Here is a 14,996-nt window from a genome sequence, read left to right on the forward strand (position 1 = left end):
GACCCTGCCTGCAGAACGTCTTCCTATGCCGATGAGCGGTCGTGTCACTTCGGCTCGCCCAGATTGAGGCAATCTTTGTATTGGGGCTGCCGCGTGGCGGGAACGGTGCCTAGGCAGCGCCGACCTTCCTGGGCATCAGAACCAGCCGTACCCCGGTCACCAGCAGCCACACGAGCCAGGCGGCGTAGCCGAGCAGCCCCACGAACAGGATCGGCGAGCCGTCAGCGATCGCGAGGTTGGCCACCCCGGCGGCGATCAGCAGGCCTCCCCCGGCCACGCCGAGCACACGCTGCCATGGCGCCGCCAGCCGACTCGCATGCGCCGCCAGCGCGGCGCCGATGAAGGTGGTGCCGAGCGCCGGCAGCGCCAGAGCGAATGCTCCTGCATGCAGCTGCCAGACGAGCTCGAACAGCGGGCTCGGCTCGGCGAGCTCGCCGGCGGACAATACGACTCCGTTCCACAGTACGGCGTAGAGCGCGAAGACCGCGGCGAGAGTCGCGCCCAGCGTTCTGCACGGCACCGCCCGGCATCAAGGGCACTTCGTGTCGCTCCGCGATGACCTCCGGCCACCCTTGACCCCGACCACCGCCGAGCAACTGGGCTGGCTATCGGGTCGGTGTCTCTCCCTGGCCAGACGCGGGTGTACAGCACGGAAGTACCGCAACGAACGCGACGATCCCTGCCATTCCCGGCACCAGCAAGGGCACCCGCACGCTTGGCCGATGGCCAACGAGGGTGCTGCCGATGATGTGCAAGCAGGGGGTTAGGGGTTCGAGTCCCCTAGGCTCCACCAACCTTTGGACCGCAGATCTCGGGGTCGGGGAAATCGACGTCACGGGTGAGTGCGAACCGCCTCCGCCCGGGTTGACGCAGACGTCCACCGCCGGTGCTCAGTGCTGGGTCTGGGGTGTCCGCAGGCCCAGCCATTGCTCGGCGTCCCAGGCGTGGAACCGTTCCACCTCGGTGAACCCCAGCTTCGCTGCCAGGCGCATCGAGCCGACGTTGGCGGACTGGGTGGTGAGCACGACGGGCTCGCCGGGGAGGGCGCCGTCGAGCCAGTCGAGAGCCGCCGCGCACGCCTCGGTGGCGTACCCGGAACCCCACGATGGGGGCAGGAACAGGTAGCCGAGATCGGCCTTCCCCACGGCGGCCGGGCGACTGTGCTCGGTCGCCCTCCTGAGCAGGACGTGGCCGATCATGGCCCCGTCCAGGTCGACAACGAAGCTCCCCGGCCACTGCTCGGGCGTCTCGGGCAGCCGACGCTCGAGCTCGTCACGGGGTCGCGGGCCGCCGAGGTAGGTGTGCACATCGGGCGACGACAGCAGCTCGATGAACACGGGCCGGTCGCGGGCCTCGGGCTCGCGGAGCACGAGTCGCTCGGTCCGGATCGGGGGCGGTGGCCAGGCGACGGGTGCGAGTGCTGCCATGGTGCACAAACCTAGCCAAGGCCACGCATGCCCAGTGCTGACCCGCGCGTGGCGCTGCCTGCGCCTCGGAACGGTCTCCTCCGGTGTGAACGTGGACTCAGGCGGGAGTGCACTGGAACTGTGCGCGGATCTCCTTGAACGCAGCAGCCACGGCGCGGCCCTCGGCGCCACCGTCGGTCTTCGCCACCACGGCCTCTTCAGCGCGGTGAGGGCCTCGTTGAGCTGCGCGCGCTCGGCGTCGGTGAATGCGCCTCGCTCACGCTGCTCGGTCAACGCCAGGATCTGCACGATGTTGGCCTTGCGCGCCACCCGGTCAGGTGCGTCCTTGAGCTGTCGAGCCAGGGCGGAGATCTCCTCGCCAAGACCGCGGCGCTCGGCTGCGGTGTCCGCGCGGGCGCCACGGAAGGTGTGGAGGGCGTCGACCAGTGCGGCGGCGAGATGCGCGCGCGACGACTTGCGCTTGACGTCGTCCTTCAGCGACGCCACAAGGGCGTGGACCTGGGTGCGTACCTCGGCTCCGGACACGCACGGGTCAGCGGCCGCCTGCGCCGTGGTCTGCGGGAAGAGGGCGCCCATCAGGAGTGCCGCTGCGGCGACTCCTCCGACGCGTGCTCGTACGGTCATCTGGAAGTCCTCCCGCAGAGTCGACCCCACTCGTGGGCCTCCGCGGTTGCGGCGCAGCCATGGTAAGCAGACATTCGGGATGATCGTGCGGTAATCGGCACCCTGGATCGGCTGGGTGTAGGTCTCCGGGGCATCGACCTAGGCTGCGGAGATGCCACAGGCGGCGCCTTCACTGCCGCTCTCGCAAACGTGGTCGAGGACGGAGCGGGAGTCGCGGCTGCGGGCACGGCGTTCCTCGTGGGTGCCGCAGTCACCATGGCAAGCATGCTTGCGCTGGCCGCGGTACTGGTCTGGTCCCGACCGCGGTGGCCGAGCCTGGTTCCATCACTGACGGTGGTGGGCATCTGAACCTCGAGCGAGGCGGCGGCGTCATCGTGCTCCTGGCGTGGATGCCCGCGGCGGTGGTTCTTGCGAGGGAGGGGGTGTCCGACCGCATCTGACCCTCGAACGTCCGGGACTATCGGGCCAGGCGGTCGAGCTCCAGCTTGTCGTGGGCGGAGAAGACGGTGATCTCCCCGGCGCGCGTGGCCTTGAGCTCGCGGAGCCGCTCCTGGTTGTGGCGGCGGGCCTTCTCGTCGCGGGCCATGAGCTTCTGGAACAGCGTCAGGCCGCGGGCGTACGTCGGGGGTGTGTCGACCTCGCCGTGCCAGAAGTAGGCGTCGCCGGCGTGCAGCAGCCACGCGCCGTCGTGGTCGCGGACCGCGACGCCGCAGTGGCCGCGCGTGTGGCCGCGCAGCGGGACCAGCAGTACGTCGTCACCGAGCGCCTGCACGCCGGTGAAACCGAACCACGGGTCGCCGAGCGGCGCGTGTGGGACGAAGTCCGGCCCGTGCGCCCACTGGGCGGGGACGTACCGCGCCCGCTCGGCAGGCTTCGGGTGGGTGGCGGCTGCCAGCTCGTCACGGTCGACGTGGACCCGGGCCTGCGGGAAGTCGCCGATGCCGCCGGCGTGGTCGAGGTCGAGGTGGGTGAGCACCACGTCGCGGACGTCGTCGGCCGCGAAGCCCAGTGCCTCGACCTGGGCCACGGCAGTCTCCGTGGGGTCGAGAGCGGGCCGCATCGCCGCCACGAACGGCCGGCCCAGGCGCTTCGGGGTCGCGAGATCGGCGGTGCCGAACCCGGTGTCGACCAGCACCAGCCCGTCGTCCCGCTCGAGCAGCAGCACGTGTGCCACCACCTCGGGCGGGAGGAGCCGACCGCCGAACCCGCCGACCGGGCGCAGGGTGGCGCAGTTGAGGTGGTGGACCTTCATGCGTAGAGACCGTCGATCGTCGCGGCGTACTTGTCGGCGATCGGGCGGCGCTTCAGCTTGAGCGTCGGGGTGAGCTCGTCGCCGCCCGGCAGCCAGTACGACGGCAGGATCTCGAACTTCTTCACCTGCTCCACGCGCGACAGCTTGGCGTTGCCGGCGTCGATCCCGGCCTGGACGGCGGCGATCACACCCGGGTCCTTCGCCAGCACCGCCGGGTCGGGCGCGATCCCGGCCTTCTCGCCGTACGCCGCCGCGGCGTCGGGATCCAGGGCGACCAGCGCGACGACGTACGGGCGGTCGTCCCCGACCACCGTGATCGCGGACGCCAGCGGGGTGGACACCTTGAGGGTGTTCTCGATGTTGGACGGCGACATGTTCTTGCCGGCCTGGTTGATGATGATCTCCTTCTTGCGGTCGACGATCGTGACGTAGCCGTCGTCGTCGATCGTCGCGATGTCTCCGGTGTGCAGCCACCCGTCCTCGTCAATCGCCTCGGCGGTCTTGGCCGGTTCCTTGCGGTAGCCGGTCATCACGCTCGGCCCGCGCACCAGCAGCTCACCGTCCTCGCCGAGCCGCACCTCGACCCCGGGCAGCGGTGGTCCGACGGTGCCGACCTTGGCCCGGCCCGGCGGGTTGATGGTGCCGGCACCGGAGATCTCGGACATCCCCCACAGCTCGCACACGTCCACGCCGAGGCCGACGAAGAACTCGAGCGTCTCCGGGGCGATCGCGGCTGCGCCGGACCAGGCCCACTTGAGCTGGTCGAGGCCGAGCGTCTCGCGCACCTTCGACAGCACCAGCCTATCGGCGAGTGCGTGCTGCACCCTGCCCGGCAGGCCGAGCTCCTGACCGGCCAGGTCGGCCCGGGCCTTGGCGGCACCCTGGGCCAGCGCCCACACGGCGAGCCGCTTCTTCGTTGCGTTCTCCTCGGCCGCCACCTTCGCCTCGATGCCGGCCTTGATCTTCTCCCACACGCGGGGCACAGCGAACCAGATGGTCGGGCGGCAGTCGGGCAGGGCGGCAGCGATCGATCGCGGGTCGGCGACGTGGGTGACCTGGACGCCGCGGATCGCCTGGAAGTACTGCGCCGAGGCCCGGTCGGCGATGTGCGCGGCGGGCAGGAACGAGGTGATCCGGTCGCCGAAGGCGACGTCGACGACCTGGCACGCCGCGTCGGAGATCGCGATCAGGTTGCGGTGCGTCAGCTGCACGCCCTTCGGGGGGCCGGTGGTGCCGGAGGTGTAGATCAGGGTCAGCACGTCCTCGGGCTCGACCGCCTGCCACGCCGCGTCGAAGTCGAAGCCCTCGCTGGTCATCGCCTCGAGCGCGGCCAGGGAGACCGCGCCCTCCGCCTCGCCGTCGACCACCACGGTGTGCTCGACCGACGGCGGCTCGGCCTGGCGTACGACGTCGAGGAAGGCCTGCTCGGTGACCACCACGCGGTTCTCGGCGTTGCCGAAGAGGTACTCGATCTGCTCGGACGAGCTGGTGTTGTAGATCGAGAACGCGATCGCGCCGAGGTGCATGGCGCCGGCGTCGACGACCGCGAACTCGGGGCGGTTGGTGAGCATGATGCCGACCGTGTCCCCACGGCGTACGCCGAGCGCGTGCAGGCCTTCCGCCACCCTCCGCACCCGGTCGGCGTACTCGCGCCAGGTGATGGTCACGGCGTCACCCGGGGTCCGGATCGCCACGGCGTCCGGGTCGACCTGGGCGGTGAGCTGGAAGGCGGCGGTGACGGTGCTGGGCAGGGTTCCGGGGTCAGACGGCATCGGGACTCCTCCGGTGGCAGCCGGTGACCCGGCTCACACGTGCTGTTGCGCGACGGTAGCGGGCGCCCGACCCTTCCGTACAGTGTCCGCGTGCCGCTGCCCCGCCCGCTCGCCCCGCGGTACTGGGGCGCGCACCTGGTGGCGTTGGTGCTGGTCGCCACCGCGGCCGGGCTCGGGTTCTGGCAGCTCGACGCCTGGCAGACCCGACGGACGGCAGAGGCGGAGGACCTGACCCGGCTGGACCCGGTCGCGCTGTCCAGCGTCATGGGGCCGGACGACCCGTTCCCCGGCGACAAGGTCGGGCAGCCGGTGGTCGTCGACGGCATCTGGCTGCCGGACGCGACGTTCTACGTCAGCGGACGCGAGAACAACGGTCGGGACGGCTACTGGGCGGTGACACCGCTGGCGGTCGGCGGGCCGGCGGACCCGGCGCTGCTGGTGGTCCGCGGCTGGACACCCGACCCGGCCGGGGCGCCGGCCGCCCCCACCGGGCATGCCGAGCTGGTGGCCTGGCTGCAGCCGTCCGAGGGCCGCAACGTCTCCGACGACGACCCGAGTGACGACGTGGTCCCGCAGGTGCGTGTCGCCGACGCCCTGCAGCGCGCCGACCGCGACCTGTACGGCGCGTACGGGGTGGTGGCGGACCGGGTTTCCGAGGACGACTGGCCGAGCGGGGACCGGGCCGTGAACGACGGGACCGACGGCCTGCAGCCGGCCGGGCTGGACCAGCTGCCCCCGGCCGGCCGGTTCACCGCGGTCCGCAACCTGCTCTACGCGATCGAGTGGTGGGTGTTCGGGCTGTTCGCCGGGTTCATCTGGTGGCGCTGGGTCCGCGACGAGGTGCTGCGGGACCCCCACGTATCCTCGACGCCGTGAAGTCAGCCCTCACCCGCTACCGCCTCATGGCCACGATCGTCGGTGTCCTGCTCATCGTCCTGATCCTGGTCGGCGTTCCCCTGAAGTACCTCGCCGCCGACGGCTCGGGCGCCCAGGAGCTCGGCGAGTGGATCACGACGTACCTCGGCGTCGCGCACGGCTGGCTCTACATGATCTTCGTGGTCACCGCGTTCCTGCTCTCCCGCCGCGAGCGGTGGGAGCTGTCCTACACGCTGGTGACACTTTTGTGCGGCACCATCCCGGTGCTCAGCTTCTGGGCCGAGCACCGGGCGACCGCGCGGGTACGCCGCGAGGCGGCCATGGCCGAGACCCTGGCCGCCTGACGGGCGTACGGCGCGGGGCTCAGCCCTGCTTGTCGGCCGTCTCGGGCTCGATCTCGACGACCTCCGCCGGGTCGTCCGGGGTGGTGTCGGCGTGCGGCTCGCCGGCGGCGTCGGAGAACGCCTCGTCCGGGGAGGCGGCACCGGCGTCCTCGGCCGGGTCGGCGGTCCCGCGCGTCGACGCGGCCGGCGCCGGCGCCGGCGCCGGCGTGTAGGACTGCTGCCAGTGGTCGGCCTCGCTGCCAGCGCGGAGCTTCTTGAACACCACGGCGCCGATGCCGGCGAGCAGGCCGAGGAACAGCAGCTTCTTCACCTTGCCGCCCTTCTTGGGCTCGGCGTCGGCGAACGCGCTGACCTTCTCACCCGGCGCCGCAGCCTGGAACGCGGCGATCTTCACCGCGGCACGCGCCTTCTGGAGCTCTGCCTGCTCGCTCGCCGCGGCGCGGGCCTTGGCGGCCTTCTTCGCTGCGCGCTTGCGACCCTCCGTGGCGGCCTTGGCCGCCTGCTTGCGCTGCTCCTTGGTCTTCTCAGCGACGAGCTCGGCGCCCTCGGCGGCCTTCTCGGCGACCAGGACGGCGCCCTCCGCCGCCTTCTCGGCCGCGGCCGCGGCGCTCGCAGCCACCACGGGGGCGGCCTTGTCACGTGCCTCGGTGAGCACCGGGCCGGCCTTCTCCCTGGCATCTGTGGCCAGGTCCCGCGCGGTGTCCACCGCGGTCTCGAGGGCCGGCAGGATGCTCTCGGCGAAGTCCGAGGCGGACTCCTTGAAAGTCTTCTTGCGCCTCAGCGACATGGGGCCTGTCCTTCCGGTTGGGGTCCTTGACGCGATACTACGCATGTCGTGTTCGTGCCCATCCGGCCGCTGTTTGATTCGCACCGGCCGCCTGAGAGGATCGGGACGCACACGTCCACAGAGCTCGACGAAAGGCAGTCATGGGCGACCTCCAGGCCATCCTCAAGACCAACCGGGGCGACATCACCCTGAACCTGTTCCCGGACCACGCCCCCGCCACCGTCGAGAACTTCGTCGGCCTGGCCGAGGGCACCCGCGACTACAAGGACGACGCCGGCCGCTCCGGGGAGCGCTACTACGACGGCCTCACCTTCCACCGGGTCATCGACGGCTTCATGATCCAGGGCGGCTGCCCGCTCGGCTCCGGCACCGGCGGCCCGGGCTACACCTTCAAGGACGAGTTCCACCCGGAGCTCGCCTTCACCAAGCCCTACCTCCTGGCGATGGCGAACGCCGGCCCCGGCACCAACGGCTCGCAGTTCTTCGTGACCGTGCAGCCGACCACCTGGCTGACCGGCAAGCACACGATCTTCGGCGAGGTCGCCGACCAGGCCTCGCGCGACGTCGTCGACGCCATCGCCACCACCGCGACCGGCCCCATGGACCGCCCGGTCGAGCCGGTCGTCATCACCACCGTCGAGATCGTCCGCTCCTGAGCACTCCGCCCGAACCCGAGTCCGCGGTCCCCGTGTGCTACCGGCACACGGGGCGCGAGACCTACGTACGCTGCCAGCGCTGCGACCGGCCGATCTGCCCGGACTGCATGCGCCAGGCCTCGGTCGGCTTCCAGTGCCCCGAGTGCGTGAGCCAGGGGGCCCGCGACACCCGCGCCGGCCGCACGACGTACGGCGGGTCCCGGTCGTCGAACCCGGCGCTGACGTCGATGGTCATCATCGCGATCAACGTCGCGGTGTGGCTCCTGGTGGTGGTGACCGGCTGGCAGAACAGCCCGTGGGTGGCCCGGCTGTCGCTGCACGCACGCGGGCTGTGCCAGACCCCGGACGGCAAGAACTGGTACCCCCGCGTCGTCGAGGAGTCGACCTGCTCTGCCCTGGGCGGCGACTGGTTCCCCGGGGTCTCCGACGGCGCGTACCACCAGCTCCTGACCAGCACGTTCCTGCACGTCGACGTCTGGCACATCGGGTTCAACATGCTGGCGCTGTGGTTCCTCGGGCCGCAGCTCGAGATGGCGATCGGACGGGCGCGGTTCCTCGCGCTCTACCTGATCTCGGGCCTGGCCGGCTCGGCCTGCGTCTACTGGCTGGCCGGTGAGCAGACCTCCACGCTGGGCGCGTCCGGGGCGGTCTACGGCCTGATGGCGGCGCTGCTCGTGATCGCGATCAAGGTCGGCGGCCAGGTGCAGACGATCCTCATGTGGATCGGCCTCAACGTCGTGCTCACCATCGTGGGGGGCTTCTCCTGGCAGGGCCACCTCGGGGGCTTCGTCGGCGGTGCGGCGGTGATGACGCTGTTGGTCTACTCCCCGCGCACCCACCGGGCGACGTACCAGGTGGCCGGGATCGCGGCGGTCGCGCTGCTGGTGGGGGCGGCGGTGGTCACCCGCTCGCTGGCCCTGGCGTGACTCGGGCAACGGGCCGGGTTATTCACACTGTGGATAAGCCCTGTGGAGAACTACACCCCTGTCATTCCCGCTCGTGACCATGTGATCCACCCCCGTTGAGTTGCGCCTCCCTCGCCAACGAGTTGCGCCTCCCGCCCGGCGTACCGAGGGGAGGCGCAACTCAATGCGCGGCGAGGCGCAACTCAATACGCAGCGAGGCGCAACTCAACGAATGGGGGTCACTCCCAGCGGGTGGCGAAGGTGAAGCCCACCGCCATGAAGCCGATCCCGACCAGGAGGTTGAGCTGGCCGAGGTCGCCGAGCAGCCAGATCTCGCCCTCGGGCTTGTCGGCGAAGACGTAGAAGGTGCAGATCCAGATCAGGCCGATCAGGAAGCAGCCGAGCATGCCGACGATGACGCCCTTGCCCCGGCCGAGCGGGGTCTTGGGGTGGGCGGTCAGGGCCAGCCCCACGAAGATCAGGCCGAAGCCGATCACCCAGTTCCAGGAGTCCAGGGAGCTCATCCACGGGAACAGCGCGTCGGGGGCGCCTCCCTTGGGCTTGGGGAAGGTGGTGTCGTAGTCGCGCAGGTCCCGGACGTAGAGGGTGTAGAGCACGACGTACGCGATGCCGGCCGCGATGAGCAGCAACGCGATCACGAACCGCAGGGAGAAGATGGGTTCGCGGGTGCGTTCCATCATCTCCTGCTTGGCCTTGGGCTTGGACACCAACTTCTCCTTGATCTGCTGCGTCGCGCTTTCCTGGTTCTTGCGCGCCCCGGTTAGCGTAGTCGCATGACGATGGCGGATCGCGAGCGCACCCGTGACGGCGCTCACGCGTCCGCTGGGGACGATGCGGCGGACGGCACGCCGGATCCGACCCCCAAACCCGACCACCGGCCCGCCGGCCATGCCCGGAACCGCTTCCAGACCCGCGGCTGGCGGATCGCCACCCCCCTCGTCTTCGGGCTGTCGGGTGCACTGTTCCTGATCAGCGCCGCCAGCAGTGACGGCAACGACCTGCGGCCCGGCCGGGTCACCACGATGGCGTCGCTGGTGCGCAACGAGAGCCGGCAGGTCGAGGACCTGCAGGCCGAGGCGCGCGGGCTCCGGCAGCAGGTCGACGACCTCTCCGCCGCGGTCGACGACGAGACCGTGCAGCGGGCCCGCAACGAGGCCCGCGGCAAGCGGGCCGCGGCCGGCTTCGAGCCGGTCAGTGGTCCCGGCGTCACCGTGACCCTGGCGGACGCCCCGCGCGACGTGCGGGAGGAGAGCGACCGCGACCTCAACCGGCTGGTCGTGCACCAGCAGGACATCCAGGCCGTAGTCAACGCGATGTGGGACGCCGGCGCCCAGGCGGTCACGATCCAGGGCCAGCGGATCATCTCCACCACCGGCATCAAGTGCGCGGGCAACTCCGTCGAGCTGCACGGCATCCCCTACCCGCAGCCCTACGTCATCAAGGCGGTCGGCGACCCGGCCGAGCTCGAGGCCAGGATCGGCTCCGATCCCTACGTCAACGGCTACCGCCAGGACGCCGCCGACCCGACCATCCAGGTCGGCTGGTCGATGGAGCAGGAGTCCAGCATCGACGCCCCGGCGTACGGCGGCATCCAGGCGTTGCAGTACGCCCGGCCCGCGAGCTGAACCCCCGCCGTCTCGCACGGTTGGGCCCGCCATTCCGGACGGGTGGGCGGGTCAGGGTGAGGGCGTCTCGCCCGGCGGCGGGAACACCGTCGGTGTCTCCGTCGGCGTCTGGGTGGGCGTCTCGGTCGGCTGCTCCTGGAAGTCCGAGACCACGATCGTGACCGTGTCGCCCTGGTCGGCCGCGGTGCCGCCCTTGGGGTTCTGGTCGATGACCGTGCCCTGCGGCTCGGTGGTGTCGGTCGAGCGGGTGACGAAGACGTCGAAGCCGGCGTCGCGGATCAGCTGCTCTGCCTCCTGCTGGGTCTTGCCCACCACGTCCGGCACCTGCTCGGGCCCGTCGCTCCAGAACACGACCACGGTGCTGCCGCTGGGCACCGTCGTGTTCGCGGTCGGCGACTGGTCGATCACCTGGTCCCTGGGCTCGTCGGACTCGCGCTTCTTGAGCTGCACGTCGAACCCGTCGTCGCTGAGCAGGCGTTCGGCCTCGCCCTTGTCGAGGCCGATGACGCTGCGCAGCATCACGTCGGGCTTGCCGGACGACACCACGATCTCGACGGTGGAGCCCGGATCGACGTACTCGTCGCCGTTGGGGTCCTGCGACAGCACCTCCCCCTTGGGCTGGTCCTCGCTCGGCTGCTCGGTGGCCCGCACCTCGAAGCCGGCGTCGCGGAGCTCCTTGGTGGCCGGCCCCTGCTTCATGCCGACGACGTTGGGCACCTGGACCGTGTCCGGGGAGTCGTCGAGCAGGCCGGGCACGATGAACGCCGCGGCCGCGATCAGGCCGACCAGGAGCAGGCCGAGCAGCACCCACAGCCAGGTGCGGCGCTTGCCCTCCTCCTCGTCGCGGTGCGTCGGCGTGGTCGCGGTCGTGGCCGGCGCGGCGTCGGCCGGCAGGAACGTGGTGCCGTCCTCGGGGACCGGCGCCACCGCCGGCGCCTGGACCGGCCGGCCGGCGAGGTACCGCTCGATGTCGGTGCGCATCGCGGCGGCGCTCTGGTAGCGGTCCTCGACCCGCTTGGCCAGGCTCTTCATCACGATCGCGTCCAGCTCGGCGGGCAGCTCGGTGTCGTGCATCGACGGGGGTACGGCGGGCTCCCGGACGTGCTGGTAGGCCACCGCCACGGGCGAGTCCCCGACGAACGGCGGCCGCCCGGTGAGCAGCTCGTAGAGCAGGCAACCGGTCGAGTAGACGTCGGAGCGCGAGTCGACGGTCTCGCCGCGGGCCTGCTCCGGGGAGAGGTACTGCGCGGTGCCGACCACGGCGGCGGTCTGGGTCATCGTCGACGACGCGTCCGAGACCGCGCGGGCGATGCCGAAGTCCATCACCTTCACGTCGCCGGACGGCGTCAGCATCACGTTGGCCGGCTTGATGTCGCGGTGGATGATGCCGGCGCGGTGGCTGTAGTCCAGCGCGGACAGCACGCCGGAGGTGATCTCGAGGGCCCGCTCCGGAAGGATCTTGCGGCCCTCGCGGAGGATGTCGCGCAACGTGCGCCCGGCGACGTACTCCATGACGATGTAGGGCTGGGCGACACCGTCCGCGGACATCTCCTCGCCGGTGTCGTAGACCGAGACGATCGCCGGGTGGTTGAGGGACGCGGAGGACTGGGCCTCACGCCGGAAGCGGGCCTGGAACGTGGCGTCGCTGGCGAGGTCGGTGCGCAGGCGCTTCACGGCGACCACGCGCCCGAGACGGGTGTCGGTGCCCTTGCGGACCTCGGCCATGCCGCCGCGCCCCAGGAGCTCGCCGAGCTCGTAGCGGCCTCCGACCAGCGTCGGTTGGTTCGTCATGAGTTCCCGTTCCCGTTGCCGTTCCCGTTGTTGGCGTTGCCGGTGTTGCCGTCGGTGGGTGGGGGCGGCGGCGCCGGCTTGCCGAGGTAGGACACCGTCACGGAGTCACCCTCCTGCAGCTCGCCGTTCGGGTCCACCGAGGTCACCGTGTCCTTCTCCCCACCCTCGGTGTTCTCCACCTCCTGCGTGGTGACGACCAGGCCAAGGTCCTTCAGCTCACGCTCGACGTCCTTCACCTTCCGCCCGATGTAGTCGTCGGGGTTCACGGTGACCGTCTGCGGCGCCTCGCTGGTCTTGCTGGGCTGTTCGCTCGGCTGCTCGCTGGGCTGCGTGCTCCCCTGCTGCGGGGTCTCTGCGGTCGTCGGCTGGTCCGTCGCGGTCGGCTCGTCGTCGCCGTTGCCGGCGGCGATCGCCCAGACGACGATCCCGAGCAACAGGAGCAGCGGGATGGCGAGCAGCCACGGCGACAGGCGGCGCTTGCGCGCGGGCGTCGCCTGGGTGGGCTCGGCTGCCGCAGCGTGCGGGACCACCCCGGTCAGTACGGCGGTCGCGGGTGCCGCCGCGGCGGCTGCGGCCACGGGGGGCACCGCGCCGACCGCCGCCGGGTCGCGGAGCGCGGCCGCGAAGGCGGCGGCGTCGGGGTAGCGCTCGGCCGGGTCCTTCGCGAGGGCGCGGCGGGTGACCGCGGCGAGGCCCGAGGGTACGTCGGGCGGCAGCGGCGGGATCGGCTCGCGGATGTGCGCGAGTGCGGTCGCGACCGGGCTCTCGGCGACGTAGGGGCGGCGGCCGGCCAGGCACTCGAACAGCACCACCCCGAGCGAGTAGACGTCGCTGGCCGCGGTGGCTGCCCGGCCCTCGGCCTGCTCCGGCGAGAGGTACTGCGGGGTGCCCATCACCTGGCCGGTCTGGGTCAGCGCCACCCCCTCGGCGGCCCGGGCGATCCCGAAGTCGGTGATCTTGACCGTGCCGTCCCGGGTCACCAGCAGGTTGGCCGGCTTGATGTCGCGGTGCACGATCCCGGCGGCGTGCGCGGCGGCGACGGCGTCGGCGGTCTGGCCGAGCAGCCGCCGGGCCTGCTCGGGCGGCATCTGCTCGCCCGCGCGCAGCAGCGCGCTCAGCGGCTGGCCGTCGACGAGCTCCATGACGAGGTAGGGGCGGTGCCCCGCGTGCTCGTCGAGCGCGTCGCCGAAGTCGAAGACCGCGGCCACGCCCGGGTGGTGCAGGGCCGCGGCGTTGCGGGCCTCGCTCTCGAAGCGGGTGCGGAAGCCGGCGTCGTCGGCGAACTCGTGCTTGAGCAGCTTCACCGCGACCGTACGGCCCAGGGTGGTGTCGGTGCCGCGCCAGACCTCGCCCATGCCGCCGGTGGCGATGCGGCTGTCGAGGCGGTAGCGCCGGCCGGGGTCGGCGAACGCGCCGCCGTCGACCGGGCCGCCCGGGCCGTTCGGGGTGGTGGTCACTGGTCGATCACCGCCTCCATGACCGACTTCGCGATCGGGCCGGCCAGCCGGCCGCCAGCGATGTCGTCGTTGGCGACGGGGGCGTTCTGGATCATCACCGCGACCGCGACCTTCGGCTCGTCGGCCGGGGCGAACGACACGAACCACGCGTAGTTCTTGCGGCCCTCCTGTCCGGACTCCGCGGTGCCGGTCTTGCCGCCGACGTCGACGCCGGGGATCTGGGCCGGCGTGCCGGTGCCGTTGGCGACCACCGAGACCAGCATGTCGCGCAGGTCGTGGGCGGTGGCCGAGGACATCGCCTCCGACAGGGTCTCCGGCTCGGTCTTGTCGAGGGTGTCGAGGTCGGGCGAGCGCACGGTGTCGACGAGGTAGGGGCGCATGACCTCGCCGTCGTTGGCGATCGCCGAGACCACCATCGCCATCTGCAGCGGCGAGGCCCGGACGTCGTACTGGCCGATGCCGGTGAGCGCGGTGTTCGGCCGGTTGGCGCCGCGCGGGTAGACGCTCCTGGCCTGCGCCGGGAGGTCCTCGAGCGAGGTGCCGTTGAAGCCGAACTTCTCGGCCTGGTCGGCCATCGCCTCGTTCCCGACCTCGTCGGCGAGGGCGAGGAACGAGGTGTTGCAGGACTGCTCGAGCGCCTGGACCATCGGGATCCGGTCGGTGCCGCAGGCCCGGCCGCCGTTGCCGATCACCTTCGTCGACTGGGGCAGCTTGTACGTCGGGCCGCCGGGCACGTCGGAGTCCGCGCTGTAGTTGCCGCTCTCCAGCGCCGCGGCCGCGGTCACCAGCTTGAACGTCGAGCCGGGCGGCAGCGTGGTCTGGATGGCGCGGTTGAGCTTGGGCTCGGTGGGGTCCTCGTTGAGCTTGCGGTCGTAGGACGCGACCTCCTTGAGGTCGTGGCTGGCCAGCTTGTTGGGGTCGAAGCTGGGCAGTGACACCATCGCCAGCACCTTGCCGCTGGACGGCTCCAGGGCGACCACGGCGCCCTGCACGTCGGGGCCGATCGACTGCAGCCCGTCGTACGCCGCCTCCTGCGCCTCCGGGTCGAGTGTCAGCTCGACGCTGCCGCCCTTGGGCTGCGCGTTGTTCACCATGTCGACCAGCCGGGTCACGAAGAGCCGCGAGTCGTTGCCGGAGAGCACGTCGTTCTCGGTGCGCTCGATGCCGGACTGCGAGAAGTAGGAGAACCAGCCGGTGACGTGCGCGTACTTGAACGGCTTGGGGTAGGTGCGCTGCCACTTGTAGACGTCGTCGGACGGCTTGGACTCGGCGACCGGCTCGCGGCGTACCAGGATCGCCCCGCGCTCCCGGGAGAACGCCTCCTGGATGACGCGCCGGTTGAGCGCGTTGTCGTTGAGGTCGTCGGCCTGGACGTACATGAGGTACGTCGCGTTCAGCATGAGGCCGAGGAACAGCAGCATGCAGAACACCGCCATGGTGCGGATCGGCTTGTTCATCG

The 14,996-nt window shown here is 71.3% G+C and carries 14 protein-coding genes; 5 read left to right on the plus strand and 9 right to left on the minus strand.

Annotation, left to right across the window (positions count from 1 at the left end; all coding sequences use genetic code 11):
- Window positions 1–109 precede the first annotated feature (109 nt).
- The 4 genes from EKO23_RS21410 to EKO23_RS21425 all read right to left on the minus strand — a co-directional run bounded on the left by EKO23_RS21410 (window position 110) and on the right by EKO23_RS21425 (window position 5,075).
- On the minus strand, window positions 110–520 hold the full coding sequence (locus EKO23_RS21410) for a hypothetical protein (RefSeq protein WP_217702744.1): 411 nt from the start codon (window positions 518–520) through the stop codon (window positions 110–112).
- 370 nt (window positions 521–890) lie between these two features.
- Window positions 891–2,051 (minus strand): GNAT family N-acetyltransferase, encoded by a 1,161-nt coding sequence (locus tag EKO23_RS26305; protein WP_246051225.1) that lies wholly within the window; start codon window positions 2,049–2,051, stop codon window positions 891–893.
- Window positions 2,052–2,508: 457 nt separating this feature from the next.
- Entirely contained in the window at window positions 2,509–3,303 is a 795-nt protein-coding gene (locus EKO23_RS21420) for an MBL fold metallo-hydrolase (protein WP_134720520.1), read from the minus strand.
- The gene (locus EKO23_RS21425) at window positions 3,300–5,075 is read right to left on the minus strand and encodes an AMP-binding protein (protein ID WP_134720521.1); all 1,776 of its coding nucleotides are present in this window, start codon (window positions 5,073–5,075) and stop codon (window positions 3,300–3,302) included. The genes EKO23_RS21420 and EKO23_RS21425 overlap by 4 nt, the downstream gene beginning before the upstream one ends.
- Before the next feature lie 90 nt (window positions 5,076–5,165).
- Here EKO23_RS21425 and EKO23_RS21430 point away from each other — a divergent pair, with 90 nt between their 5' ends.
- Together EKO23_RS21430 and EKO23_RS21435 are read left to right on the plus strand one after the other, a co-directional pair.
- The gene (locus EKO23_RS21430) at window positions 5,166–5,951 is read left to right on the plus strand and encodes an SURF1 family protein (protein WP_167880589.1); all 786 of its coding nucleotides are present in this window, start codon (window positions 5,166–5,168) and stop codon (window positions 5,949–5,951) included.
- Complete coding sequence (locus EKO23_RS21435; RefSeq protein ID WP_134720523.1) at window positions 5,948–6,295, plus strand: DUF3817 domain-containing protein; 348 nt, start codon at window positions 5,948–5,950, stop codon at window positions 6,293–6,295. The genes EKO23_RS21430 and EKO23_RS21435 overlap by 4 nt, the downstream gene beginning before the upstream one ends.
- 19 nt (window positions 6,296–6,314) lie before the next feature.
- Here the strand turns inward: EKO23_RS21435 and EKO23_RS25470 are convergent, their stop codons facing one another.
- Entirely contained in the window at window positions 6,315–7,082 is a 768-nt protein-coding gene (locus tag EKO23_RS25470) for a hypothetical protein (protein WP_167880590.1), read from the minus strand.
- A 140-nt stretch (window positions 7,083–7,222) separates the two neighbouring features.
- Here EKO23_RS25470 and EKO23_RS21445 point away from each other — a divergent pair, with 140 nt between their 5' ends.
- Together EKO23_RS21445 and EKO23_RS21450 are read left to right on the plus strand one after the other, a co-directional pair.
- Complete coding sequence (locus EKO23_RS21445) at window positions 7,223–7,738, plus strand: peptidylprolyl isomerase (RefSeq protein ID WP_134720524.1); 516 nt, start codon at window positions 7,223–7,225, stop codon at window positions 7,736–7,738.
- 107 nt (window positions 7,739–7,845) lie between these two features.
- A complete protein-coding gene (locus EKO23_RS21450) occupies window positions 7,846–8,664 on the plus strand; it encodes a rhomboid family intramembrane serine protease (RefSeq protein ID WP_167880591.1) in 819 nt (272 codons plus the stop codon).
- Between the two features lie 218 nt (window positions 8,665–8,882).
- Here the strand turns inward: EKO23_RS21450 and EKO23_RS21455 are convergent, their stop codons facing one another.
- Entirely contained in the window at window positions 8,883–9,371 is a 489-nt protein-coding gene (locus tag EKO23_RS21455) for a cell division protein CrgA (RefSeq protein ID WP_246051226.1), read from the minus strand.
- Window positions 9,372–9,437: 66 nt separating this feature from the next.
- On the opposite strand from EKO23_RS21455, the gene EKO23_RS21460 reads away from it, so the two are divergent.
- A complete protein-coding gene (locus EKO23_RS21460) occupies window positions 9,438–10,289 on the plus strand; it encodes a DUF881 domain-containing protein (RefSeq protein WP_246051227.1) in 852 nt (283 codons plus the stop codon).
- A 51-nt stretch (window positions 10,290–10,340) separates the two neighbouring features.
- On the opposite strand, the gene pknB is transcribed toward EKO23_RS21460, so the two are convergent.
- Genes pknB through EKO23_RS21475 form a run of 3 tightly spaced genes read right to left on the minus strand, consistent with a single transcriptional unit; the run spans window position 10,341 to window position 14,994 of the window.
- Window positions 10,341–12,080 carry a Stk1 family PASTA domain-containing Ser/Thr kinase gene (gene pknB / locus EKO23_RS21465; RefSeq protein WP_134720526.1) on the minus strand — a complete coding sequence of 580 codons (1,740 nt, stop codon included), beginning with the start codon at window positions 12,078–12,080 and terminating at the stop codon, window positions 10,341–10,343.
- Window positions 12,077–13,537, minus strand: coding sequence for a protein kinase domain-containing protein (locus EKO23_RS21470; protein WP_134720527.1), 1,461 nt, complete (start codon window positions 13,535–13,537; stop codon window positions 12,077–12,079). Before EKO23_RS21470 ends, pknB begins: the two co-directional genes overlap by 4 nt.
- Window positions 13,534–14,994, minus strand: a complete 1,461-nt coding sequence (locus EKO23_RS21475; protein ID WP_134720528.1) for a peptidoglycan D,D-transpeptidase FtsI family protein — start codon at window positions 14,992–14,994, stop codon at window positions 13,534–13,536. The genes EKO23_RS21470 and EKO23_RS21475 overlap by 4 nt, the downstream gene beginning before the upstream one ends.
- Window positions 14,995–14,996 lie beyond the last annotated feature (2 nt).

The organism is Nocardioides guangzhouensis (assembly GCF_004519545.1).
GTDB classification, from domain to species: Bacteria; Actinomycetota; Actinomycetes; order Propionibacteriales; family Nocardioidaceae; genus Nocardioides; species Nocardioides guangzhouensis.